Origin of the sequence: Streptomyces sp. GESEQ-35 (genome assembly GCF_017948485.1) — a bacterium.
Taxonomy (GTDB): domain Bacteria; phylum Actinomycetota; class Actinomycetes; order Streptomycetales; family Streptomycetaceae; genus Streptomyces.
Genome location: NZ_JAFFSX010000010.1, coordinates 122830 through 144580 on the forward strand (window position 1 = coordinate 122830; position 21751 = coordinate 144580).

Annotated in this window: 21 protein-coding genes and 1 pseudogene; 15 read left to right on the forward strand and 7 right to left on the reverse strand. The window is 72.4% G+C overall.

Features of this window, described 5'->3' with window-relative positions:
• The first annotated feature begins 55 nt into the window (after nt 1–55).
• The 4 genes from KCH87_RS21085 to KCH87_RS21100 are packed head-to-tail and all read left to right on the forward strand — an operon-like array spanning nt 56 to nt 5087.
• Complete coding sequence (locus KCH87_RS21085) at nt 56–529, forward strand: GNAT family N-acetyltransferase (RefSeq protein ID WP_210587894.1); 474 nt, start codon at nt 56–58, stop codon at nt 527–529.
• Nucleotides 526–2016: an ABC transporter substrate-binding protein gene (locus KCH87_RS21090; RefSeq protein WP_308298878.1), complete on the forward strand. Its 1491-nt coding sequence runs from the start codon at nt 526–528 to the stop codon at nt 2014–2016. Before KCH87_RS21085 ends, KCH87_RS21090 begins: the two co-directional genes overlap by 4 nt.
• Before the next feature lie 3 nt (nt 2017–2019).
• A complete protein-coding gene (locus KCH87_RS21095) occupies nt 2020–3762 on the forward strand; it encodes an ABC transporter permease subunit (RefSeq protein ID WP_210587724.1) in 1743 nt (580 codons plus the stop codon).
• On the forward strand, nt 3759–5087 hold the full coding sequence (locus KCH87_RS21100; RefSeq protein ID WP_210587725.1) for an MFS transporter: 1329 nt from the start codon (nt 3759–3761) through the stop codon (nt 5085–5087). The genes KCH87_RS21095 and KCH87_RS21100 overlap by 4 nt, the downstream gene beginning before the upstream one ends.
• A gap of 4 nt (nt 5088–5091) precedes the next feature.
• On the opposite strand, the gene KCH87_RS21105 is transcribed toward KCH87_RS21100, so the two are convergent.
• Nucleotides 5092–5892: a CDP-alcohol phosphatidyltransferase family protein gene (locus KCH87_RS21105; protein ID WP_210587726.1), complete on the reverse strand. Its 801-nt coding sequence runs from the start codon at nt 5890–5892 to the stop codon at nt 5092–5094.
• Between the two features lie 109 nt (nt 5893–6001).
• On the opposite strand from KCH87_RS21105, the gene KCH87_RS21110 reads away from it, so the two are divergent.
• The 5 genes and pseudogenes from KCH87_RS21110 to KCH87_RS50460 form a co-directional block, all read left to right on the forward strand.
• Nucleotides 6002–6985: a zinc-binding alcohol dehydrogenase gene (locus tag KCH87_RS21110; protein WP_210587727.1), complete on the forward strand. Its 984-nt coding sequence runs from the start codon at nt 6002–6004 to the stop codon at nt 6983–6985.
• Between the two features lie 150 nt (nt 6986–7135).
• Nucleotides 7136–7534, forward strand: a complete 399-nt coding sequence (locus KCH87_RS21115) for a 6-carboxytetrahydropterin synthase (RefSeq protein WP_210587728.1) — start codon at nt 7136–7138, stop codon at nt 7532–7534.
• A complete protein-coding gene (locus KCH87_RS21120; RefSeq protein ID WP_308298879.1) occupies nt 7531–8736 on the forward strand; it encodes a glycosyltransferase family 4 protein in 1206 nt (401 codons plus the stop codon). The genes KCH87_RS21115 and KCH87_RS21120 overlap by 4 nt, the downstream gene beginning before the upstream one ends.
• A gap of 317 nt (nt 8737–9053) precedes the next feature.
• Nucleotides 9054–9992 (forward strand): class I SAM-dependent methyltransferase, encoded by a 939-nt coding sequence (locus KCH87_RS21125; RefSeq protein WP_210587897.1) that lies wholly within the window; start codon nt 9054–9056, stop codon nt 9990–9992.
• Between the two features lie 236 nt (nt 9993–10228).
• Nucleotides 10229–11104, forward strand: a pseudogene (locus tag KCH87_RS50460) (lysylphosphatidylglycerol synthase transmembrane domain-containing protein); the annotation flags it as partial.
• A 74-nt stretch (nt 11105–11178) separates the two neighbouring features.
• Here KCH87_RS50460 and KCH87_RS21130 read toward each other — a convergent pair.
• Nucleotides 11179–11940 (reverse strand): creatininase family protein, encoded by a 762-nt coding sequence (locus KCH87_RS21130; protein ID WP_210587729.1) that lies wholly within the window; start codon nt 11938–11940, stop codon nt 11179–11181.
• 38 nt (nt 11941–11978) lie between these two features.
• On the opposite strand from KCH87_RS21130, the gene ribA reads away from it, so the two are divergent.
• From ribA to KCH87_RS21155, 5 genes are read left to right on the forward strand one after another with little or no spacing between them, the layout of a single operon-like run.
• On the forward strand, nt 11979–12638 hold the full coding sequence (gene ribA / locus KCH87_RS21135) for a GTP cyclohydrolase II (RefSeq protein ID WP_210587730.1): 660 nt from the start codon (nt 11979–11981) through the stop codon (nt 12636–12638).
• 33 nt (nt 12639–12671) lie between these two features.
• A complete protein-coding gene (locus KCH87_RS21140; protein WP_210587731.1) occupies nt 12672–13643 on the forward strand; it encodes an ornithine cyclodeaminase family protein in 972 nt (323 codons plus the stop codon).
• A complete protein-coding gene (locus KCH87_RS21145) occupies nt 13640–14785 on the forward strand; it encodes an FAD-binding oxidoreductase (RefSeq protein ID WP_210587732.1) in 1146 nt (381 codons plus the stop codon). Before KCH87_RS21140 ends, KCH87_RS21145 begins: the two co-directional genes overlap by 4 nt.
• Nucleotides 14782–15825 carry a saccharopine dehydrogenase gene (locus tag KCH87_RS21150; protein WP_210587733.1) on the forward strand — a complete coding sequence of 348 codons (1044 nt, stop codon included), beginning with the start codon at nt 14782–14784 and terminating at the stop codon, nt 15823–15825. The genes KCH87_RS21145 and KCH87_RS21150 overlap by 4 nt, the downstream gene beginning before the upstream one ends.
• A gap of 15 nt (nt 15826–15840) precedes the next feature.
• The gene (locus KCH87_RS21155) at nt 15841–16971 is read left to right on the forward strand and encodes a saccharopine dehydrogenase family protein (protein WP_210587734.1); all 1131 of its coding nucleotides are present in this window, start codon (nt 15841–15843) and stop codon (nt 16969–16971) included.
• Here the strand turns inward: KCH87_RS21155 and KCH87_RS21160 are convergent, their stop codons facing one another.
• The 3 genes from KCH87_RS21160 to KCH87_RS21170 all read right to left on the reverse strand — a co-directional run bounded on the left by KCH87_RS21160 (nt 16972) and on the right by KCH87_RS21170 (nt 19945).
• Nucleotides 16972–18198 (reverse strand): serine hydrolase, encoded by a 1227-nt coding sequence (locus tag KCH87_RS21160; protein WP_210587735.1) that lies wholly within the window; start codon nt 18196–18198, stop codon nt 16972–16974.
• A 65-nt stretch (nt 18199–18263) separates the two neighbouring features.
• Nucleotides 18264–19124, reverse strand: a complete 861-nt coding sequence (locus KCH87_RS21165; RefSeq protein WP_210587736.1) for an MFS transporter — start codon at nt 19122–19124, stop codon at nt 18264–18266.
• A 254-nt stretch (nt 19125–19378) separates the two neighbouring features.
• Nucleotides 19379–19945: a TetR/AcrR family transcriptional regulator gene (locus KCH87_RS21170; RefSeq protein WP_210587737.1), complete on the reverse strand. Its 567-nt coding sequence runs from the start codon at nt 19943–19945 to the stop codon at nt 19379–19381.
• A gap of 77 nt (nt 19946–20022) precedes the next feature.
• Here KCH87_RS21170 and KCH87_RS21175 point away from each other — a divergent pair, with 77 nt between their 5' ends.
• Entirely contained in the window at nt 20023–20469 is a 447-nt protein-coding gene (locus tag KCH87_RS21175; RefSeq protein WP_210587738.1) for a PPOX class F420-dependent oxidoreductase, read from the forward strand.
• On the opposite strand, the gene KCH87_RS21180 is transcribed toward KCH87_RS21175, so the two are convergent.
• On the reverse strand, nt 20463–20786 hold the full coding sequence (locus KCH87_RS21180; protein ID WP_210587739.1) for a multidrug efflux SMR transporter: 324 nt from the start codon (nt 20784–20786) through the stop codon (nt 20463–20465). The genes KCH87_RS21175 and KCH87_RS21180 overlap by 7 nt on opposite strands.
• A gap of 66 nt (nt 20787–20852) precedes the next feature.
• The gene (locus tag KCH87_RS21185) at nt 20853–21596 is read right to left on the reverse strand and encodes a TetR/AcrR family transcriptional regulator (protein WP_210587740.1); all 744 of its coding nucleotides are present in this window, start codon (nt 21594–21596) and stop codon (nt 20853–20855) included.
• Between the last annotated feature and the right edge of the window lie 155 nt (nt 21597–21751).

Below are 21751 nucleotides of genomic sequence, written 5' to 3' on the forward strand. Positions count from 1 at the left end.
CGACTACAGCATCAGGCCGGCAGGCCCCGACGACCTCGACGGAGCGCGAGCCGTGATGCTCGACACCGTGTACCGGGACTTCGGTACCGGATATGTGCCGCGGTGGCACGCCGACATCATCGACCCGGCCGCCGCCTATCTGGCCCCGGCCCGCCACACCCTGTTGGTGGCGGTCGACGCCGGAGGCTCGGTCGTCGCCACCGCCGCGCTCGACTCCCGGGGCCCGGCCCACCCGCCGAACCCGGTGCACGTCGCCGAGCGCTTTCCGTCCGGTGGGACCGCACAGGTGCGCCGGGTGTACGTCCGCCCCGAGCACCGCAGGCGCGGGCTCGCCCGGCGGCTCGTGGACGAACTGATGGCGTTCGCGCGGGCGGACGGCGGCTACCGGGCCGTCTACCTGCACACGGATCCCACGGTGCCGGGCGCTGAGGGCTTCTGGCGGTCGCTCGGGAAGGTCGTGCACGACGAGCGCGAGGACGCCGGCGGCGGTCAGGGCATCGTGCACTTCGAGATACCGATGGGGCGGTGACCACAGTGCGCCGCATCCTCGCCGCCCTGCTGCTCGTCCCGGTCCTCACCGGCTGCTTCGCCTCCGGCGGTGGCTCCACCGACGGCGACGCGGCCTCCGGTTCCCGCCTCCGTGTCGCCCTCGCCTTCCCGCCCGCCGAGAACCTCTCGCCGTACGGCGCGGACGCGACGATCCTCGGCCGACTCGGCGTCACTGAGAGTCTGACCGCCCTGGACGCCAACGGCTCCGCGGCCCCCGCGCTCGCCGCGTCCTGGAAGCAGGAGGACGCCCGCACCTGGCTGTTCACCCTGCGCGAGGCCACCTTCCAGGACGGCACCGACGTCACCCCGTCCGCCGTCGCCGAAGCCCTGACCCGGGCCACCGAGGCCAGGCCCGAGCCCGCCGCACTCTCCGGCGTCACGCTCACCGCCAAGGCCGAGGGCAGCACCGGCGTCCGCATCACCACCAAGAACCCCGACCCCGTCCTCCCCCTGCGTCTGTCCAGCCCCGGCCTGGCCGTGCTCTCCGCGAAGGCCTACGACGGCAAGGACCGCGTCGACCCCGTGGGCACCGCCACCGGCCCCTTCGAACTCACGAAGGTGACCGGCAGCACCGCCGCCACCCTGGACCGTTTCGACGACTACTGGGGCGGCCGCGCCCAGGCCTCCGGCGTCGACGTGAAGTTCATCGCCGACGGCACCGCCCGCGCGAGCGCCCTGCGCACCGGCGAGACCGACCTCGCCGAGGCGATCCCGGTCGCCCAGGCCGCCACCCTCGACGAGGACACCCGCAAGGCGACGGCGACGACCCGGACCACGAGCCTGCTGCTCAACACCGCGTCCGGCACCTTCAAGGACGCCGAGCTGCGCGCCGCCGCCCGCGAGGCCATCGACACCTCCACGCTCGCCGACGGCGTGTACGAGGGGTACGCCGACGCCGGCGCCGGCATCTACGGACCCGCCGTGACCTGGGCCGAGGGCAAGCGGACACAGTCCGTCGGGCGGGTGAAGGCCGCGGCGCCCGACGGGGCGACGGTCACCATCGCCACGTACGACAACCGGCCCGAACTCCCGGAAGTCGCCCAGGTGCTGAAGCAGCAGCTGGAGAAGGCCGGGTTCAAGGTGGAGCTGGAGGTGCGCGAGTACTCGCGGCTGGAGAGCGACGCGCTGGACGGGAAGTTCGACGCCGTCGTGCTCGCCCGCAACACCCTCGTCGACACCGGCGACCCTCTCGCCGTCCTCGCCAGTGACTACACCTGCGACGGCGGCTACAACCTGGCACAGCTGTGCGACAAGGGCGTCGACGCGGCGGTGGCGAAGGCCGAGGGCCTCGCGGACACCGACGAGCGGCAGGACGCGGCGATGGCGGCCGAGGCGGCGGTCCTCGGCACCGACGCCGTCGTTCCGCTGGTCCACCAGCAGATCATCACCGGCGTGGGCACCTCGGTCAGCGGTGCGCTCCTCGACCCGTACGAGCGCACCCTCGTCGGCACCGGCACCCGGCGCTGACGCATGCGGCAGCACACGGCCACGCTCCTGTGGCGGGCCGGACTCGCGGCCGCCCTGGTGTGCGCGATCGGTCTGCTGCCCTGGCTGGCGCGGACCGATCCGGCGCTCACCGTGCTCAAGGCCCGGTCAGCCGACCGTGACCCCACGCCCGAGGTGCTGGCGGACATCCGCGCCCAACTCGGCCTGGACGCCGGTCCGTTCCACCTGCTCGGCCGGTGGCTGAGCGGGCTGTGGCGCGGGGACGCGGGACGGTCGTGGCTGTCCGGCAACGAGGTCACGCCCGATGTACTCCAGGCCCTGGGCGTGTCCCTGCTGCTGATGGCGGTGGCACTCGCGGTCGCCGTCCTCACGGCCGGGGTGATCTGCGCCCGCACCCTGTCGCGCGGCCGGCGTGCGCGGCGCACGGCCGGGAGCGGCTCCGCCGTCCTGGCCGCGCTGCCCGAGTTCCTCACCGCGTCCGTGCTCGCCACCGTCGTCGGTGTCCAGCTGGGCTGGCTGCCCGCACTCGGCTGGTACGGGCCCCAGTACACGCTGCTGCCCGCACTCGCCCTCGGCCTGCCCGCCGGGGCCGTGCTCGGGCGGCTCCTCGACGACCTGCTGCCCGGCGCCTTCACCGAGCCCTGGGCGCTCGCCGCCGACGCGCGCGGAATACCCCACGGGAGGATCGCCCGGCACGCGCTGCGCCGCTGTCTGCCCGGACTGCTGCCCAACGCCGGCCTGTTCGTGGTCGGCATGACCGGCGGCTCCGTCGCGGTGGAGCAGATCTTCGACATCCCCGGCCTCGGCCGCACTACCCTCCAGGCCGCCCTCGCCCAGGACCTGCCCGTCCTCCAGGCCGGCACGCTCGTCCTCGTCCTGCTCGCCGCCGTGGCCGCGGGCGCCGCGAGCCTCCTCACCCGCCTGCTCATCGGCCCCGCCCTGCGCGACCGCGCCCTGACCTCCCTGCACCGGCCGACCCCGCCCGCCCGCGGCATCCTGCCCCTCGTCCACGGCGGCCTGCTCCTCGGTGTCGTGGCGCTCGGCCTGCCCCGCGACCCGCTCGCCCTCGACACCGGCGAACGACTCCAGGCGCCCTCCCCGGCCCACCCGTTCGGCACCGACGCGCTCGGCCGGGACATGCTCGCCCGCGTCGGCCACGGCGCCCTCGACACCCTGCTGCTCGCCCTCGCGATCGGCGCCGCCGCGCTGCTGACCGGCGTACTGCTCGGACTGGTGCCCCGCGTCTGCGGGCCGCTCGTCGACACCGTCAACGCCGTACCGCCGGTCCTCCTCGCGCTCCTCGTCACCGCCGTCGCGGGCAGCGGCACCCTCACGCCCGCGCTCGCCGTGGGCGCCGTCGCCTGGGCGCCGCTGGCCGCCCACACCTCCGCGCTGCTGCGGCAGGAACGCGCCGCCCTCCACATCACCGCCACCCGCGGCCTCGGCGCCGACCGCTGGTACCTGCTCCGCCACGACCTTCTCCCCGCCGTCCTCCCGCCCGTCACCCGGCACGCCCTGCTGCGGCTGCCCGGCACCGCGCTGGCCCTCGCCTCGCTCGCCTTCCTCGGCCTCGGCGCGCAGCCGCCCGACCCGGAGTGGGGCCTGCTGCTCGCCGAGAACCAGCCCTACGCCGAACGCGCTCCGTGGGCGGTCCTCGCCCCCGCCGCCGTGCTCGCCCTGCTCGGCGCGCTCGCGGTGACCGCGGCCCGAGGGGTGTCCATCACGCGGAAAAGGGAGTTGGCCGAGTCCGTGACGGAGGCCCGGTGACCGCAGGGACAACCGCCCGTCTCTCACCTCTGCTCCACCTGCTGATCCTCACCCAACTCGCCTTCAACATCGGCTTCTTCGCCGTCCTGCCCTTCCTGGCCGAGCACCTGGGGCAGTCGATCGGCCTGGCGGGCTGGCTGGTCGGCTTCGTGCTGGGCCTCAGAACCTTCAGCCAGCAGGGGCTGTTCGTGGTGGGCGGGGCGCTGGCCGACCGGTACGGCATCCGGCCCGTGGTGCTCGCGGGCTGTGCGCTGCGTATCGCCGGGTTCGCCTGGCTCGGGTACGCGCACAAGACCTGGGCCGTCGTCTGCGCCGTGCTGCTCATCGGGTTCGCCGCCGCCCTGTTCTCGCCCGCCGTGGAGTCCGAGGTCGCCCGGCAGGCCGTGGTGTGGGAGGAGTCGGGCGGCGGCTCCCGAACCCGCGTGCTGGCGCTGTTCACCGTGGCCGGGCAGGCCGGGGCGTTCGTGGGGCCGCTGCTCGGCGGGCTGCTGCTGTCGGTGGACTTCCGTACGGTCTGCCTGGCCGGAGCGGGCATCTTCGTCCTCGTCCTCGCCGGGCACGCGTGGCTGCTGCCGCAGCACATCCCGGGACGCTCCCGCGTCGCACTCCGCGGCGGCATGAAGCTGCTGCTCCGCAACCGCCCCTTCCTGGCACTGTGCTGCGGATACGGCGCCTATCTGCTCGCCTACAACCAGCTCTACCTGGCCCTGCCCGCCGAGGTGGAGCGCGCGGCCGGTTCGCAGGCGCCGCTGGCCTGGCTGTTCGCACTGTCGTCGCTGCTGGTGGTGACCGCCCAGCTGCCGGTCACCCGCTGGGTGGGGGAGCGGCTGAGCGGGCCGGGCGCAGTCGGCTGCGGTGCGGCAGCGCCCCGAAGGGGCGCGGGGAACTGCGCGACCGGCCACGACGATGCCGCAGACGAAAGACGGCACATCGCGGCACTTCCACCAGAGCGTGTAGCAATGCGCCGGTCGATGGTGACCGGACTGCTGCTGATCGCCGCCGGGTTCGCGGTCGTCGCCGCCGCCCGGCCGGCCGGCTGGACCGGCACCGCGGGGCTGCTGCCCGCGGCGGGCTTCGTCGTGCTGCTCACCCTCGGGCAGATGCTCGTCGCCCCTGTCGCCCGGGCCTGGGTCCCCGACCTCGCGGAGGAAGGGCGGCTCGGCCTGTACACCGGGGCGCTCTCGTCGGTCTCCGGTCTGATCGTGCTGGCCGGCAGCTCGGCGACGGGCGCCCTGCTCGACACCGGGCTGCACCCGGCCGTGCCCTGGCTGGTGCTGGCCGCCGTACCGGTCACGGCGATCGGACTGCTGCCGCGCCGCACCTGACCGGTCAGCTCGCGACGAGTTCGGGCTGCGAGAGCACTTCCTGCTCCGACTGCTCCGATACGGATACGTCCTTCTGCTCCGGTACGTCCTCGATCCGCGACGTCCGCCACAGCCACAGCACGTCCCGCCCGAACGACCACACCAGCAGCCCCAGCGCCAGCGCGACGACCCCGAAGGCCGCCGCGTACGGCAGCAGACCCGAGGCGCCCGTCAGCAGGAACACGCCCTGGAGCGCGGCCACCGTCTTGCGGGCGGTGCTCGGCGGCAGCTCGGCGTTGAGCCACGGCCAGACGCGGGCCGCGGCGACGAAGGCGTAGCGCATTCCGCCGATCAGCAGCACCCACGGACCCAGCGACATCGACAGGTACACGCTGAGCACCAGGATCAGAAACGCGTCGACCTCCATGTCGAAGCGGGCGCCGAGCGGTGTCGAGGTGCCGGTGCGGCGGGCGACCTTGCCGTCGACGCCGTCCAGGATCAGCGCCACCGCCGTCAGACCGACGAAGAGCGTGACCGGCGGGGAGCTCTCGAAGGAGTCCGCGACCAGGGCCGTGATCCCGCCGACGAGGATGGAGCGGCCCAGGGTGACGCGGTTGGCGGGTCCGAAGGACTGCAATCGGGACCTGTGGAGGGCCCGGGAGAGTACCGCCCAGGTGGCGATGGCGAACGCGAGTCCGGTCAGCCAGCCCGCAGGCCCCATCCCGATCGCCGTGCCGAGCAGGGTGAGCAAAAGGATCTGCACACCCGCTCCCACAGCGGTCTCCTGCTGGACGAGCCTCGCGTCATAAGTGTGGTTCAGGGCCACCGAACATTCCTCCGGCCGTGTGACAGAGTCGATCAACGCCGCTACGTTGTGCGCGGCCTGTGCACCTCTCCGTACGTGAGCAGCTTCCCGATCGTTCAGGAGGATTCCGATGAACCGCACCGCACGCGCCTTCTGGATCGACTCGCCTGGGCGCGGTGGGATACGCGAGGTGGACCTGCCCGGATGCGCCGCGGACGAAGTACTGGTACGCACGCTCTTCTCCGGGGTGAGCCGCGGCACCGAGACGCTCGTCTTCCGCGGCGGCGTGCCCGAGAGCCAGCACGCGGCCATGCGGGCCCCCTTCCAGGAGGGCGACTTCCCCGGCCCGGTGAAGTACGGCTACCTCAACGTCGGCGTCGTGGAGGAGGGACCGGCGGCACTGGTCGGCCGTACGGTCTTCTGCCTCTATCCGCATCAGACGCGGTACGTCGTTCCGGCCGCCGCCGTCACCGTGGTTCCGGAGTCGGTGCCCGCCTCCCGTGCCGTGCTGGCCGGCACCGTGGAGACCGCCGTGAACGCCCTGTGGGACGCGGCGCCTCTGATCGGCGACCGGATCGCCGTGGTCGGCGGTGGCATGGTCGGCTCCTCGGTGGCCGCGCTGCTGGCCCGCTTTCCCGGCGTACGCGTCCAACTGGTCGACGCCGACCCGGGGCGCGCCAAGGTCGCCGAAGCACTCGGTGTGGACTTCGCGGCCCCCGCGGACGCCCTCGGCGACTGCGACCTGGTCGTCCACGCCAGCGCCACCGAACAGGGCCTCGCCCGCTCCCTCGAACTCCTCACCGCCGAGGGCACGGTCCTCGAACTGAGCTGGTACGGCGACCGGCAGATCAGTCTCCCGCTCGGCGAGGCCTTCCACTCCCGGCGCCTGGTCATCCGCAGCAGCCAGGTCGGCACCGTCTCCCCGGCCCGCCGTGCCAGCCGTACGTACGCCGACCGGCTCGCCCTCGCCCTGGACCTGCTCGCCGACCCCGCCCTCGACGCCCTCCTCACCGGAGAGTGCGCCTTCGAGGAACTCCCGGATGTGCTGCCGCGGCTCGCCTCCGGGGAGATCCCGGCGCTATGCCACCTGGTCCGCTACGGCGACTCGGCCTGACGAATCGTTCAATCCGGTTCGGCGGGAGCGCCTGACCTCCCAAAAAGGGGAACAGGTGGCTGAACAAGGAATGGCAGGGAGCCGTACTACACGACATCCTCGACAGCGATCTGTCGAGGACCAGACGCGCCGCACCTGGAGGGTCGTCCGTTGTTCAGCATCACCGTCCGCGATCACATCATGATCGCCCACAGCTTCCGCGGCGAGGTCTTCGGACCCGCGCAGCGCCTGCACGGAGCGACGTTCCTGGTGGACGCCACGTTCCGGCGCGAGCAGCTGGACGATGACAACATCGTCGTCGACATCGGACTGGCGACCCAGGAGCTCGGTGCAGTCGTCAGCGAGCTGAACTACAGAAACCTCGACAACGAGCCCGACTTCGCCGGGATCAACACCTCCACGGAGTTTCTGGCCAAGGTCATCGCCGACCGGCTCGCCGAGCGGATCCACAAGGGAGCGCTCGGCGAGGGCGCCAAGGGTCTCGCGGGCCTGACCGTGGCGCTGCACGAGTCGCATGTCGCCTGGGCGAGTTACGAGCGTGCCCTGTGACCGACACGACCATCGAGCCCACCACCGGTAGGGCTCTGGAGCCCACGCGGCTCGACTACGTACCCGTGCAGAACTCCGCCCTCCAGACCGCGGAGATCATCCCCATGTCCCTGCGCTCCGTGCACTTCGTCATGCCGGGCGGCGTCGACGACCCGGCCCAGCCGAGCGGCGGCAACGCCTATGACCGGCGGGTGAGTCTGGATCTGTCGGCCTTCGGCTGGCAGGTCGAGAAGCACACCGTGGACGGCAGCTGGCCCCGGCCGGGGGCGGGCGCGCGTGAGGAACTCGCGCACACACTGCGGCAGTTGCCCGACGACACCGTCGTACTCCTCGACGGCCTGGTCGCCTGCGGCGTCCCCGAGATCATCGTCCCGGAGGCCGAACGCCTGCACCTCGCCGTCCTCGTCCACCTCCCGCTCGGCGACGAGCGGGGTCTCGCGCCCGCCGTGGCCGCGGAGCTGGACGCCAGGGAACGTACGGTGCTGCGGGCGGTCCCGGCGGTGATCGCCACGTCCGACTGGGCCGTCCGCCGCCTGGTCTCCCACCACGGGCTCGCCCCCGAGCGGGTCCATGTCGCCGCCCCCGGCGCCGACATCGCCCCCCTCGCCTCCGGCACGGACGGCGTCTCCCGGCTGCTGTGCGTCGCCGCGGTGACGCCGCGCAAGGGACAGCACCGGCTGGTGGAGGCGCTGGCCGCGGTGGCCGACCTGCCGTGGAGCTGCGTGTGCGTGGGCGGTCTCGGCCACGATCCGGAGTACGTGGCCGGACTCCGGTCCCTGATCGCCCGGTACGGCCTGGAGGACCGGCTGATACTGGCGGGACCGCGGGCCGGCGCCGAGCTCGACGCGAGCTATGCCACCGCCGACCTGATGGTCCTCACCTCCTATGCCGAGACCTACGGCATGGCGGTGACTGAGGCACTGGCGCGCGGCATCCCGGTACTGGCGACGGACGTCGGCGGCCTCCCGGAGGCGGTCGGCCGCGCACCCGACGGCGGTGTGCCCGGCATCCTCGTCCCACCGGAAGACCCCCTGGCCCTCGCCGCCGAGCTGCGCGGCTGGTTCGGGGAGGCCGATGTACGACGCCGCCTGAAGGCGGCCGCCCGAGGACGGCGCGCCGCCCTCGACGGCTGGGCCACCACGGCCCGCAGCCTGGCCGCTGTGCTGGGCCGACTGCCGAACGAACCCAGGAGGGCGGCATGAGGAAGACAGCGACGACCCAGCGCAGCGGGATTCCGCCACAGCCGGGGCCACTGCACCTGCGGGATGCGGTGCCGGGCCAGGAGATCGGGACGCTTGCCGCTGGGCAGGGGCAGCCTGGGGCTGGGGCTGTCTCGACTTCGGCGGCGCCCGGGCCGGGGGTCATCCCGGCATCGGCGACGCCCGGCGCGAGGCAGGGCGTGCGGTCGACGGAACCGGGGCCGAGGGATGCCTCCGCACCGGCGGAACCCGGGTCGACGTACGGGGCACACGCGAAGGAGCCCGGGGCGAAGAATGCCGCCCGGTCCGCTGAACCGGCGTTGACGGGCGCCGTTCCGTCGGCGGACTCCGTCATCCCCGGTGCCGGTCCCGCCTCCCGGCCCGGCGAGCGGCCCACCGTACGGCTGCGGGAGGACGGGCCCGAGGAGCCGCCGCGTTACGCGCCCGAGTGGCTTCAACTGCGGGAAGGGGCGGACGCGGTCGCGCGGGCGGGGGAGTTGCTCGACCCGTTGCGGATCAGGCTGGCCAACCTGCCGGGGAAGGCCGGCGGGTTGGCCGTGCACGACCTGGGCTGCGGCACCGGTTCGATGGGGCGCTGGCTGGCCCCCCGTCTGGACGGTGCCCAGCACTGGGTCCTGCACGACCGAGACCCCTACCTCCTGCATTTCGCGGCTGTGGCCTCCCCGCGCTCCGCCGCAGACGGCAGCCGTGTGACCGTGGAGTCGCGCCGCGGCGACGTCGCCCGGCTCACCCCGGACGCCCTCGCCGGCGCCTCGCTGGTCACCGCGTCCGCACTTCTCGACGTCCTCACCCGCGAGGAGATCGACACCCTCGCCGCCGCCTGCACCGGCGCGGGCTGCCCGGCGCTGCTCACGCTCTCCGTGGCCGGACGCGTCGAACTCAGCCCGTCCCACCCGCTGGACACGGAGATCGCCGAGGCGTTCAACACCCATCAGCGACGCTCGGGCCTGCTCGGCCCGGACGCGGTCACGGCCGCCTGCGAGGCCTTCTCCGAACGCGGCGCGACGGTCCATTTGCACCCCAGCCCCTGGCGCCTGGGCCCCGACGAGGCCGATCTCACCGCCCAGTGGCTGCGCGGCTGGGTCGGCGCGGCCGTCGAGGAACGCCCCGAACTGCGCGAACGCGCCGACGCCTACCTGCGCGACCGCCTGGCGGCCTGCGCTGCGGGCGAGTTGAGCGTGGTGGTCCACCACACCGACCTGCTGGCGCTGGTCCGGCCGACGGGCGGGGCGTCATGAGCGCGCCGACGGTGAGCGCCGAGGTGACGGCGCGGGTGGTCAGGGTGCGTGCGGCAGCGGGGGTCCGCGCGCTGGTGCGGGTCGGTACGGGCGGCCGCGTCACGCCGCCCGCCACCGCGATGCGAACCGTTCCGACCCACGCCGACGCACGCGAGACCGTCGTGGAAGCGCCGTCGGCCACGGTGCCCGGCCCGGTCGCCGGTGTGCGCGGGACCGCCGAAGACGCCCCGCCCGCCATGGATCGCCGCCCCACCCTCCTGCGTCGCCTGCGCCCCCACCTCGGCACCATCGCGGGCGTCACCATCCTCACCGTGCTGCTGTGGCGCATGGGCACCGGCGTCTTCCTGGACGGGCTGCGGCGCATCGACGCGATGACGCTGGTCGTGGCCGTCGGGATCGGCCTCGTCACCACCGTGCTGAGCGCCTGGCGCTGGGCGCTGGTGGCGCGTGGGCTGCGGATCCGGCTGCCGTTCGGGCCGGCCGTGGCCGACTACTACCGGGCGCTGTTCCTGAACGCGGCCCTGCCCGGCGGCGTTCTCGGGGATGTGCACCGGGCGGTGCGGCACGGGAAGAGCGAGGGTGACGTCGGGCGCGGAGTGCGGGCGGTCGTGATCGAACGGGCCGCCGGACAGGCCGTGCTGGCCGTCGTCGGTGTCGCGGTGCTGCTGACCATGCCGTCACCGGTGCTGGCCCAGGCCCGGCAGTTCGCGCCGCTGCTCCTGTTCGCGGCGCTGGGCGCGAGCGCGGTCGTCCTCGCGCTGCGCATGAACCGGGCGTCCTCCCGCCGCGGGCGCGCCTTGCGCTCGACGCTCGGCGAGGCACGCAGGGGACTGCTGTCCCGCCGCAACTGGCCCGGCATCGTCGTGTCGTCCGTCCTCGTGCTGGCCGGTCACCTCGCGATGTTCGTGCTCGCGGCCCGCGTCGCGGGCTCCGCCGCCTCCGTCGCCGTACTGCTGCCGATCGCGGTGCTCGCCCTGCTCGCCATGGGCCTGCCGCTGAACGTCGGCGGCTGGGGACCCCGGGAGGGCGTCACCGCCTGGGCGTTCGGTGCCGCCGGGCTCGGTGCGAGCAGCGGACTCGCCGTCGCCGTCGTGTACGGCGTGCTCAGCTTCGCGGCGAGCCTGCCCGGCCTCCTCGTCCTGGTCGCCCGCTGGTACACGGGACTGCGCGCACCGGCCCGGGCGCGCTACCCGCGTGCGTCACCGGTGAACAAGGACACATACGCGCCGAAGGAATCCGCGAGGCTCTCCAGCAACGCCTTCCCTTTTTCCGGCGAACCCAGCGAAGGACGCCCGATGACACCCGAATCGGTATAGGCGGACATTCCGAGGGTCAGCAGATGACGCCGGTCGTCCGCGACGAAATCCCCGGTCTCATAACCGGTCCTGACCAATTCGGGATGAGCGTGCAGAAGGATGGAGGTTTCTATTTCCCCCGCGTGCATGTCCGTGAGCAGCGAGGTCCGCACCCCCGCCCGCTCCCGCGCCGTCTCCCAGTCCTCCGCGGCCGGGAACAGCGCCATCGATTCACCGTGCGCGGAGGATTCCTGAACGACGTTTCCCAGTACATAGTTTCCGCCGTGCCCGTTGACCAGCACCAGCGCGTCGACGCCCGACCGGCGGAGCGAAGCCGCTATGTCCCGTATCACCGCGTGAAGGGTGACGGAGGAGATGCTGACGGTCCCCGGCCAGGCCGCATGCTCGTGCGAGCAGGAGATCGTCACCGGAGGAAGGAGGTGCACCGGGTGAGCAGCGGCGATCTCGCGTGCGACGGCACAGGCGACGAGCGTGTCAGTGGCGAGCGGAAGGAAGGGGCCGTGCTGTTCGAAGCTCCCGACGGGAAGGACGGCGATCTGCCGTGAGACGCCTGCCCCGCGTGTGCGTACGTCTTCCGTGGTGTCCGCCGGCAACAGCCCGTATGCCGCCGAACGCGTTCCCGAACCACTCATTTCCTCACGGCCTTTCGTCTCTGCTTAGGAACCAGATCATGACAGAAAACCTTGGCGTACTCGGCACGAAGTCTCCACAGCGGACCGGCGTCGAGCGCGTCGTGAATGCGCCCTTGCCCACGGTGTACGGGGAATTCCGCGCGGTCGGCTATCTCGACCACGATCGCGGTGATGAGCAAGTGGCCCTGGTCCACGGTGACATCGGCACGGACGACGTCCTCACCCGGCTGCATTCCGAATGCCTCACCGGCGACGCCTTCGGCTCCCAGCACTGCGAGTGCGGCGACCAGCTCGCCTCCGCACTGCGCGCCGTCGTCGCCGCGGGGCGCGGTGTCGTCGTCTATCTGCGCGGGCACGAGGGCCGAGGCATCGGCCTGCTCGGCAAGCTGCGCGCGATGGCGTTGCAGGCGGAGGGCCTGGACACCGTCGAGGCGAACCTCGCGCTCGGCCTGCCGGTGGACGCCCGCGACTACGGCGTCGCCGCCCGGATCCTCGACGACCTGGGTGTGCGCTCGGTCCGTCTGATGTCGAACAACCCGCGCAAGCGGGAGGCGTTGCTGGAGCACGGCATCAAGGTCGCCGAGCAGGTCCCGCTGCTCATACCGCCGTGTGAGAACAACATCACCTATCTGCGGACAAAACGGGAGCGTCTCGACCATCACCTGCCCCATCTGGACGCTGTGGCGCACTGGTCCTGATTCCCGTGGCTCCGGTCCGGACAGGAAGAGGGAATGACCGACGACGTCCTCTTCCTCTCCGGGGACCAGGTGCGGCGCCTGCTCGGCGTCGACACGGCGATCGCGTCGCAGCGCGCGGCCTTCGCCGCCCTCGGCGCGCAGACCGCCGACCTGCCCGGGAAGATCATGCATCCGAGCCGCTTCGACGACAGCGTCGTCTTCTCGTACGTCTCCCGGCTGTCCGCGGACACCGGGGCCGTCGGGAAGTTCGGCAGCGTCAACCCGGGCAACGCGGCGGCGGGACTGCCCACCGTGCATGCCGTGATCACCGCGCTCGACCCGGACACGGGCCGCCTCGCCGCCGTCATGGACGGCACCGCGGTGACGACCCTGCGCACGGCCGCGGGCAGCGCCGTCGCCGTCGACGCCCTGGCCGTGCCCGCCGCCGCGGACCTCGCCCTGCTCGGCTCGGGCACCCAGGCCCTCGCCCATGCGCGGGCGTTCTCCCGGGTGCGGGACCTGAAGTCCGTACGCGTGTGGAGTCCGACTCCGGAGCGCCGCGCCCGCGCCGCCGAGGCGCTCAGCGCCGAACTGGGTGTCGCCACCGAGCAGTTCGGCACCGCCGAGGAAGCCGTGGCGGACGCGTCACTGGTCGCCGCCTGCACGCTCAGCACCACACCGGTCGTGCGCGGGGAGTGGCTCGCGCCCGGGTGCACGGTCGTCAGCGTCGGGTCGTTCGAGCCGACCCGGCGAGAGGTCGACGCCGACGTCCTGCGGCGGTCGGCGGCCGTCGTCGTGGACGACGTGGCGACCGCGGCGGAGCATGCGGGACCGGTCGTGGACGCCCTGCGGGAAGGCCTGCTCACCGTCGACGACCTGGTCCCGCTCGGTGCCGTCGTCACCGGCCGCCGTACCGCACGCACCGCACCCGGCGACATCGTCCACTACAACAGCGTCGGACTCGGCATCCAGGACGCCGCGGCGGCCTGGGCCGTGATCCACGCCGCCAAGGAGGAACCAGCGTGAAGCTGAAAGCTCGGGTCGTCGTCATCGGCGGCGGGGTGATGGGCACGAGCATCGCCTACCACCTCGCCCGCGCCGGCGTGCGGGACGTCGTCCTGGTCGAACGGGACGAACTCGCCGCCGGATCCACCTCGAAGGCCGCGGGCGGAGTCCGGGCGCAGTTCTCCGACGAGCTCAACATCCAGCTCGGCGCGCGCAGCCTGGAGGCGTTCGGCCGCTTCCAGGACGAGGTCGGCCACGACATCGGGCTGCACCGGGTCGGCTACCTCTTCCTGCTGTCCACGCCCGAGGAGGTCGCGAGTTTCGAGGCGGGCGTCCGGTTGCAGAACGCCCTCGGCGTGCCCAGCCGCATGATCGACCCGGCGGAGGCGCACCGGCTGTCCCCGCTCATCACCACGGACGGGGTACTGGCGGCAGCGTTCTCGCCGGACGACGGCCACTGCACCCCGGAGGCCGTGGTCCACGGCTACGCGGCCGCCGCCCGCGAGTACGGCGCGCGCATCCTGCGGCACACCGACGTCACCGGCATCGAACGGGACGGCGACACCGTCACCGCCGTGCTGACGACCCTGGGCCGGATCACCACCGACACCGTCATCTGCGCGGCCGGCGCCTGGTCGAGGGCCGTCGGCGCCATGGCGGGCGTGGAGCTGCCGGTCGAGCCGTTACGCCGCCAGATCGCCGTCACCGAGCCGGTCCAGGGACTCCCGCCCGACCTGCCGATGACCATCGACTTCACCACCAGCCTCTACTTCCACACCGAGGGCCCCGGCCTCCTCCTCGGCATGTCCGACCCCGACGAGCGCCCCGGCTTCGCCGCCGACCCCCACGACCGCTGGATCCCCCGCCTGTACGAGGCCATGCAGCGCCGCGCCCCCGCCCTGACCGACCTGCGCCGCACCGGCGGCTGGGCGGGCCTGTACGAGAACACCCCCGACCACAACGCCCTGATCGGCGAGGCGACTTCACCCTCCCGTTTCCTCTACGCGACGGGCTTCTCCGGCCATGGCTTCCTCCAGGGACCCGCCGTCGGCGAGGTCGTCCGCGACCTGTACCTCGGCCGCGTACCCTTCGTGGACGTCAGCCCGCTCAGCGCCGGCCGGTTCGCGGCCGATGCCCCGCGCCCGGAGGCCAATCTCGTATGACCGAGCTCCACCTGTGGCTGCGCCACGAGGCCCGTTCCACCGAGCGCCGCACACCGATCGTGCCGTCCGACGCACGGCGCCTCGTCGACAGAGGAGCGGTGCTGACCGTCGAGGAGTCACCGCAGCGGATCTTCCCGATCGAGGAGTACGAGGCGGTCGGCTGCCGGGTCGCGGCGGCGGGCTCGTGGGTGTCGGCGCCCGAGGACGCCGTCGTCCTCGGACTGAAGGAACTCCCGGACGAGCCGGCCATGTTGAAACACCGGCACATCTTCTTCGGCCACGCCTACAAGCGGCAGCCCGGCGCGGCGGACCTGCTGCGCCGGTTCGCAGCGGGAGGCGGAGTACTCCTCGACCTGGAGTACCTGGTGGACGACGACGGCCGCCGGCTCGCCGCCTTCGGTTTCTGGGCGGGCTACCTGGGCGCGGCCCTTGCGGTGCTCCAGCACCGCGGCAGCCTCCGGGCGCCCCTGCGGCCCACGTCCAAGGAGGAACTGGACGACGCGCTCCAGGCGCCCGGGGAGGAGTTCACCGCGCTGGTGATCGGAGCTCTCGGCCGCAGCGGGCGCGGCGCGCGTGTGGCCCTGCATGTCGCCGGGCTGGACCCGACCTGCTGGGACCTCGCCGAGACCCGCGACCTGGACCGCCGGGCCCTCCTCGACCACGAAGTGATGGTCAACGCCGTACTCGCCACCACCCCCATCCCGCCCTTCGTCAGGGAGGAGGACCTCGACGACCCGGCCCGCCGTCTGCGCACCCTGTGCGACGTCACCTGCGACGTCGGCTCGCCCCTGAACGTGCTGCCGGTCTACGACCGCGTCACCGACTGGACGGACCCGGTCCGCCGTCTGCGCAAGGAACCCCCGCTGGACCTCATCGCCATCGACAACCTGCCGTCCCTGCTGCCCCGGGAGTCCAGCACCGACTTCTCGGCGTCGCTGCTGCCTCAGCTGCTGGACTTCGAGACCGGCGGGCCGTGGGGGCGCTGTCTGGACCGGTTCCACCAGGCCTGCCGTGAACTCGGCGTCGTAGAAGCATCGTAGAAGGGGAGTTCCGTCATGCGTGACGTCGTTCGGGCGAGCGGCACCGTTCACTGGATCGGCGCCGGTCTGTCCACGGGCAGCGGTCTCGCGGCGCTGTGCGACACGGCCGAGCGGGTACGGCTGTGGCACCGCACCGAGAAGCGCGCCGCCCAGGCCCTGGACGAGCGGGGTCTCACCGGTCGCGCCGAGCCCCGCGCCTACACGCTTGACGCGCTCATCGCCGAGCTGGCGCCCGGTGACGTCGTCGTATCGATGCTGCCCGCGCCCGAACACGCCGGAATCCTGGCGGCCTGTGTGCGGGGGAGAGCGCATTTCGCCTGCTCCAGCTATGTGTCGGACGCGGTCCTCGACCAGGTGCCCGCTGCCGAGTCGGCCGGGACCGTCGTCCTCACCGAGGCCGGTCTCGACCCCGGTATCGACCACCTTTTCGCGCACAGTCTGGTCGCCCGCGCCCGGGAGGCGATCGGCGACGAGACGTCGGCCTCGTACCGCCTCACCTCGTACTGCGGTGGCGTCCCCGCCGTCCCGAACGACTTCAGGTACCGCTTCAGCTGGGCGCCGGCCGGGGTGCTGGGCGCCCTGCGCTCGCCCGCCCGTTACATCGCGGACGGCGCGGAGACGGTCGCGGACCGCCCCTGGGAGGCGACCCGGGAGCATGTCGTCGACGGCGAGACCTTCGAGGTCTACCCCAACCGCGACAGCCTGCCCTTCGTCGAGCAGTACGGACTGCCGCCCGCCTGGAAACCGCGGACCTTCGTCCGCGGCACGTTGCGACTGGCGGGCTGGCTGCGGGCCTGGGACGCCGTCTTCGAGGAGCTGAAGGCCGGCGACGATGCCCGGATCGCTGCGCTGGCACAGGAGTTGGCTGCCGCTTACCCGACCACGGAGGCCGACCGGGACCGGGTGGTTCTGGCGGTGTCGCTGGAGGTGAACGAGTGGTCGGGGAGCTACCTCCTCGACCTGACCGGTGACGCGGAGGAGAGCGCGATGGCCCGCTGCGTCTCCCGCACTCTCGCGCTCGGCGTCCGGCACATCCTGGACGGCTCGTTGCCGCCCGGCCTGAACCGCGCCGCCGAGACCGCGGCCCGGTCGCAGGAGTGGCTGGCCGAACTCGCCCGGGAGGGCGTCGAGTTCACGCTGCGCTGATCAGTCCGTGACGGCCTCGTGCACGAGCCTCTTGAGGTCCGGGAACATCGTGTGCGAGGTCCGGGGCCGTACCTGGGTCATGAACTGCACGGTCAGATCGCGGCTCGGGTCGACCCAGAACGTCGTCGTCGCGACCCCGGTCCAGCCGTATGTGCCCAGCCCGGAGGGGGCAGACGTCCGGTCCGGGTCGATCACCACGGAGACACTGAAGCCGAAGCCGACGCCCGCGTTGCCCGGCTCGTCGTGCGGGCGGCTGCCGAACGAGCGCAGATCGGCGCCGCCGGGGAGGTGGTTGGCGGTCATCAGGTCCACGGTCTCGGGGGCGAGCAGGCGGACGCCGTCGAGTTCGCCGCGGCGCCGCAGCAACTCCATGAAGCGGTGCACGTCGTACGCGCCGGCCACCATGCCGCCGCTGCCGGACAGGAACCTGGGTCTGCCGTGCAGCGGCAGCCCGGGGATCGGCTCGATGGAGCCGCCCTCGGTCTCGCCGTACAACTCGGACAGCCTGCCCGCCTGTTCGGCGGAGACCTGGAACCCGGCGTCGGTCATCCCGAGCGGTCCGAAGACGCGCTCCTTGTAGAACGCGTCGAGCGGCTGCCCGGACGCGACCTCGATGACCCGGCCCAGGACATTCGACGCCACCGAGTAGTTCCACTGCGTGCCCGGTTCGAACTGGAGCGGCAGACTCGCGTACACGTCGATCGTCTGGGCCAGGTTGGCGCCCGGCGGCACCGACGACTCCAGGTTGGCCTCGCGGTAGAGGGCGTCGACGGGGTGGGAGTGGTAGAAGGCGAAGGTCAGGCCCGAGGTGTGGGTGAGCAGATGCCGGATCCGCATCGGCTCGGCGGCGGGGCGGGTCCTGAGATCGGCGCCGGAGCCGCTGTCGTACACCCGGGCGTCGGCGAAGACCGGCAGGTGCTCGGCGACCGGGTCGTCGAGCGACAGCCTGCCCTCCTCCATCAGCAGCAGCGCGGCGACCGCGGTGACCGGCTTGGTCATGGAGTACATCCGCCACAGAGTGTCCGCCTCGACGGGCAGTCCGGCCGCGACATCGCGCCGGCCGTGCGTCGTCAGATGGGCGACACGTCCGCCGCGCGCGACGGCCACCAGGTAGCCGGGCAGCCGTCCCTCGTCGACGTAGTGGGCGAAGTACTGGTCGAGGCGGTCCAGCGCCTTCCCGTCCAGCCCCACTTCGTCCGGGTCGACCTCTTGTCGCAGCAGTGCCATTCCGTGTCCTCCGTCGCGTTCGTCGAGGTGCGGTCCGACATACCCCGCCGGAACGCCCTCAGACCTCATGGTCGCGTAGGAATGCGTATACGGCCGCCCCGTCGGGCACGATTGACCCCCGACGTGTCGGAACGCACAGGCAACGCAAGCCCCACCACCGCACCGGCCGACGCCACGACGGCGAGCACGGCCAGCGGCAACCCGGGGCCGAACCCCATCAGCGGGGTGGCGACGGCCACGCCCACCGTCGGGCCGATGTTCATCGCGGTCTGCTGCAAGCCGCCCGCCACCCCGGCCGACGCGACCGCGGCCTGCCGTACGACGACATGGGTGGCCGCCACCATCACCGTGCCGAACCCGGCCCCGAGCAGCGCGAACCCGGTGCAGAGGGCGAGGGTGTCCGACGCCCCGGCGAGGACCAGGATCCCGAGGGCGAGTACGGCCATGGCGCCCACGGTCGTACGACGCGCCCCCGCCCGGCGCAGCAGCACCGCGCACATTGGAGCCGCCGCCACCATCAGCACCGCCAGCGGCAGACTGCGCAGGGCGCTCTGGAACGGGTCCAGACCGAGGCCGTCCTGCAAGACGTACGTCCCTACGAACAGCGTGCCGGACAGCGCCGCCGAGGCGGTGACCAGGATGCCGAGCGCCGAGCCGACCGCGGGTGAGCGGATGAGGTCCGGCGGCAGCAGAGGGCTCACCGCGCGACGCTCGTGCCAGACGAAGAGGGCAGCCGCGACCAGGCCGAGCGCGCTCGCGGCGGTCCAGCCGGAGACCAGGGTGTGGACCAGACAGGCGAGGGCCACCGCGAGCAGGAGGGCGCCGGGGAGATCGAGTGCGGTGCGGGACGCGGGCCGCCGCGGCTGCCGTACGGCGAGCGCGAGCACACCGAACACCAGGGCCGGCACGACATTGACGAAGAACACCGCCCACGAGCGGGCCTGCGGCGGCTTGGCAGATGCGCCTGGGCGCCGTGGGGGGGCAAGGAGGTACGCGGGTGCGGGTCCGTTGTGGCTGGTCGCGCAGTTCCCCGCGCCCCTTTAGGTGGGACAGGTGCCGCATCCTTTAACGAACCCGTCTGAGGGTGTACAGCTGCTGCGCGTGTAGATGTGCTCGGGTTGGGTGGGCTGGGCGACGATCACCGCCCCGGAGACGCTCGCCGTGAGTGTGAGTCGGCGGTTCACCGGTCGTTGCCGAGATGCGCGTCCAGGGCTGCCCGCAGCAACGGCTCGAAGTCCTCGGTGTTCGTGGCGAGTTGGAGGCTGCCCCAGCCCCACAGCTGGGCGATGCCGTGCAGGTTCGCCCAGAGCGCGCCCGCGACGAGCCGGGCGTCCGCGTCGGGGCGGGCCCGGCCGACGAGATCCACCAGGCGCCCGAACAACGGCAGGCTGGTGTCCCGAAGACCCAAGTGGCCGCTCTCCAGCAGATCGTGACGGAACATCAACTCGTACATGCCGCGGTTGCCGAGCGCGAACTCCAGATAGACCCGCCCCAACGTCTCCACCCTCGCCGTCGGAGCACCCTTCGCGACGGCCGCCGCCCGCTCCCCGAGTTCGGCGAAACCCACGCGCGCGATGGCCGACAGCAGCTCCAGGTGCGTGGGGAAGTAGCGGCGCGGCGCCCCGTGCGACACACCGGCACGGCGTGCGATCTCCCGCAGGGTCAGCGCCTGCGCGCCCTCCGTGGCCACCAGCTCCACACCGACATCGATCAGCCGGGCGCGCAGTCCCGTCTCGGAATCATCCATAGACAGTGTCTACCAGGTGGCAGTAGACACTGTCTACTGCGGGAATGTGTCGGGGCGCCGCGCCAGTTGAACCCGACATGACTCACGACTCGTCACAGGACGCACTGCTGGCGCTGCTCTCCGAGACCAAGGCCGGCGTGCTGGTCACCATCAAGGGCGACGGACGGCCCCAGCTGTCGAACGTCAACCACGCCTACTACCCGGACGAGCGGATCATCCGGGTCTCGATCACGGACGACCGCGCCAAGACCCGCAATCTGCGCCGGGACCCACGCGCGTCGTACCACGTGACCACCCCCGACGCCTGGGCCTACACGGTCGCCGAGGGCACGGCCGACCTCACGCCCGTCGCGAAGGACCCGTACGACGACACGGTCGAGGAACTGATCCGCCTCTACCGCGACGTCAGGGGCGAGCATCCCGACTGGGACGACTACCGGGCCGCGATGGTCCGCGACGGGCGGGTGGTGCTGCGCCTGAGGGTGGAGCGGGCGTACGGCATTCCCCGGCGGCCCAGTCAGTGAGCGACCCCGCCGAGGTTGAGCAGCACCACGCCGCCGATGACCAGTGCGATGCCGACGGCCTTGGCGGCGGTCATGGATTCACCCATGAACAGGACCCCGATCGCGGCGATCGTGGCGGTTCCCACGCCCGACCAGATGGCGTAGGCCGTGCCGACCGACATCGATTTGAGTGCCAGAGCGAACAGGTAGAAGGAGAGCACGTAGCCGGCGACGGTGATCACCGACGGCCACAGCCGGGTCAGTCCCACGCTGTACTTCAGCGCACAGGTTGCGGCAACGTCGGTGCCGATGGCGCATGCCAGCAGTACGTAAGGCATCGTGCGAGCGTACAGACCGACCCTGGCACTTGCCGGACGACCGCAGCCGGGAAGATCTCGATGTGATCAACGGCTCGGTGGCCGGGGCGGCGAGGCCGAAGGTGACGTTCGTGGTGCACCGGCCCTCTGGGGCACGAAGCGGCCGAGCAGCGCGTCCAGCCCCTCGGTCAATGCTGCCTCCCCGGCGTGTACGGCGAGCAGGGGCGCCGCCTTCCTGAGTCGCGGCAGCTCCTGCGCGGACATGCGGTGCAGACCCAGCCGGAACGCCGGATCCGGCTCGTCCGGATTGTCCACCATGGCTCTCAGCTCCACGAACACATAGCCGAGCACCCATGAGGAGATCGCCCGGTGTGCCGTCACCGCGTCGGCCTCGTCCAGCCCGGCCTGCTCGAGCCATTCGAGGGTCCTCTCGTACTCCCACAGGACGGCCAGCGGCCGGCGGGCCAGCGGCACGGCCAGCATGCGCGTCGCGATCAGGGGTACGACGTGGGGGTGCCGGAGCGAGACCCGGTAGGTCTCGCGGGCCATTCGGTGCACCTGCTCGCGCCATGTGGCTCCGTCCGTGACCTCGCCGTCGAGCGTGTCGCGCAGTTCCAGGAAGAGGGCCTCGACCAGCCCGTCCAGGAGGGCGTCCTTGCCGGGGGCGTAGCGGTACAGGGCCATCGCTTCCACGCCGAGTTCGGCGGCCAGGCGGCGCATGCTCAGCGCCGACAGTCCTTCCCGGTCCACGAGCCCCAGGGCGGCAGTCAGGATGCGTTCCCGGGTCAGGCGCTCGCGCCGGCTCCGCCGCGCTTCTGAGTCGTTCGCCATGCCGCGCCTCCACAGACCGCTGCGCCGGGAACACGACCCCTTGACCCTCTCTCCCGGGGGGAGGAAGGTGTACGTATACGACGTAAATATACCAAATCATTACTGATGGGATGGGTACTCGACCGTACCCACCCGGCGTCCTCGGCAGGTCACCG

What these genes read in the sequence shown, in the direction of transcription:
- KCH87_RS21095 (WP_210587724.1), top strand. Translation starts at nt 2,020, where the DNA reads ATGCGGCAGCACACGGCCACGCTCCTGTGGCGGGCCGGACTCGCGGCC.
- KCH87_RS21185 (WP_210587740.1), bottom strand. Translation starts at nt 21,596, where the DNA reads ATGGCGAACGACTCAGAAGCGCGGCGGAGCCGGCGCGAGCGCCTGACC.
- KCH87_RS21160 (WP_210587735.1), bottom strand. Translation starts at nt 18,198, where the DNA reads ATGGCACTGCTGCGACAAGAGGTCGACCCGGACGAAGTGGGGCTGGAC.
- KCH87_RS21175 (WP_210587738.1), top strand. Translation starts at nt 20,023, where the DNA reads ATGACTCACGACTCGTCACAGGACGCACTGCTGGCGCTGCTCTCCGAG.
- KCH87_RS21180 (WP_210587739.1), bottom strand. Translation starts at nt 20,786, where the DNA reads ATGCCTTACGTACTGCTGGCATGCGCCATCGGCACCGACGTTGCCGCA.
- KCH87_RS21085 (WP_210587894.1), top strand. Translation starts at nt 56, where the DNA reads ATGCTCGACACCGTGTACCGGGACTTCGGTACCGGATATGTGCCGCGG.
- ribA (WP_210587730.1), top strand. Translation starts at nt 11,979, where the DNA reads ATGACAGAAAACCTTGGCGTACTCGGCACGAAGTCTCCACAGCGGACC.
- KCH87_RS21155 (WP_210587734.1), top strand. Translation starts at nt 15,841, where the DNA reads ATGCGTGACGTCGTTCGGGCGAGCGGCACCGTTCACTGGATCGGCGCC.
- KCH87_RS21170 (WP_210587737.1), bottom strand. Translation starts at nt 19,945, where the DNA reads ATGGATGATTCCGAGACGGGACTGCGCGCCCGGCTGATCGATGTCGGT.
- KCH87_RS21150 (WP_210587733.1), top strand. Translation starts at nt 14,782, where the DNA reads ATGACCGAGCTCCACCTGTGGCTGCGCCACGAGGCCCGTTCCACCGAG.
- KCH87_RS21110 (WP_210587727.1), top strand. Translation starts at nt 6,002, where the DNA reads ATGAACCGCACCGCACGCGCCTTCTGGATCGACTCGCCTGGGCGCGGT.
- KCH87_RS21130 (WP_210587729.1), bottom strand. Translation starts at nt 11,940, where the DNA reads ATGAGTGGTTCGGGAACGCGTTCGGCGGCATACGGGCTGTTGCCGGCG.
- KCH87_RS21140 (WP_210587731.1), top strand. Translation starts at nt 12,672, where the DNA reads ATGACCGACGACGTCCTCTTCCTCTCCGGGGACCAGGTGCGGCGCCTG.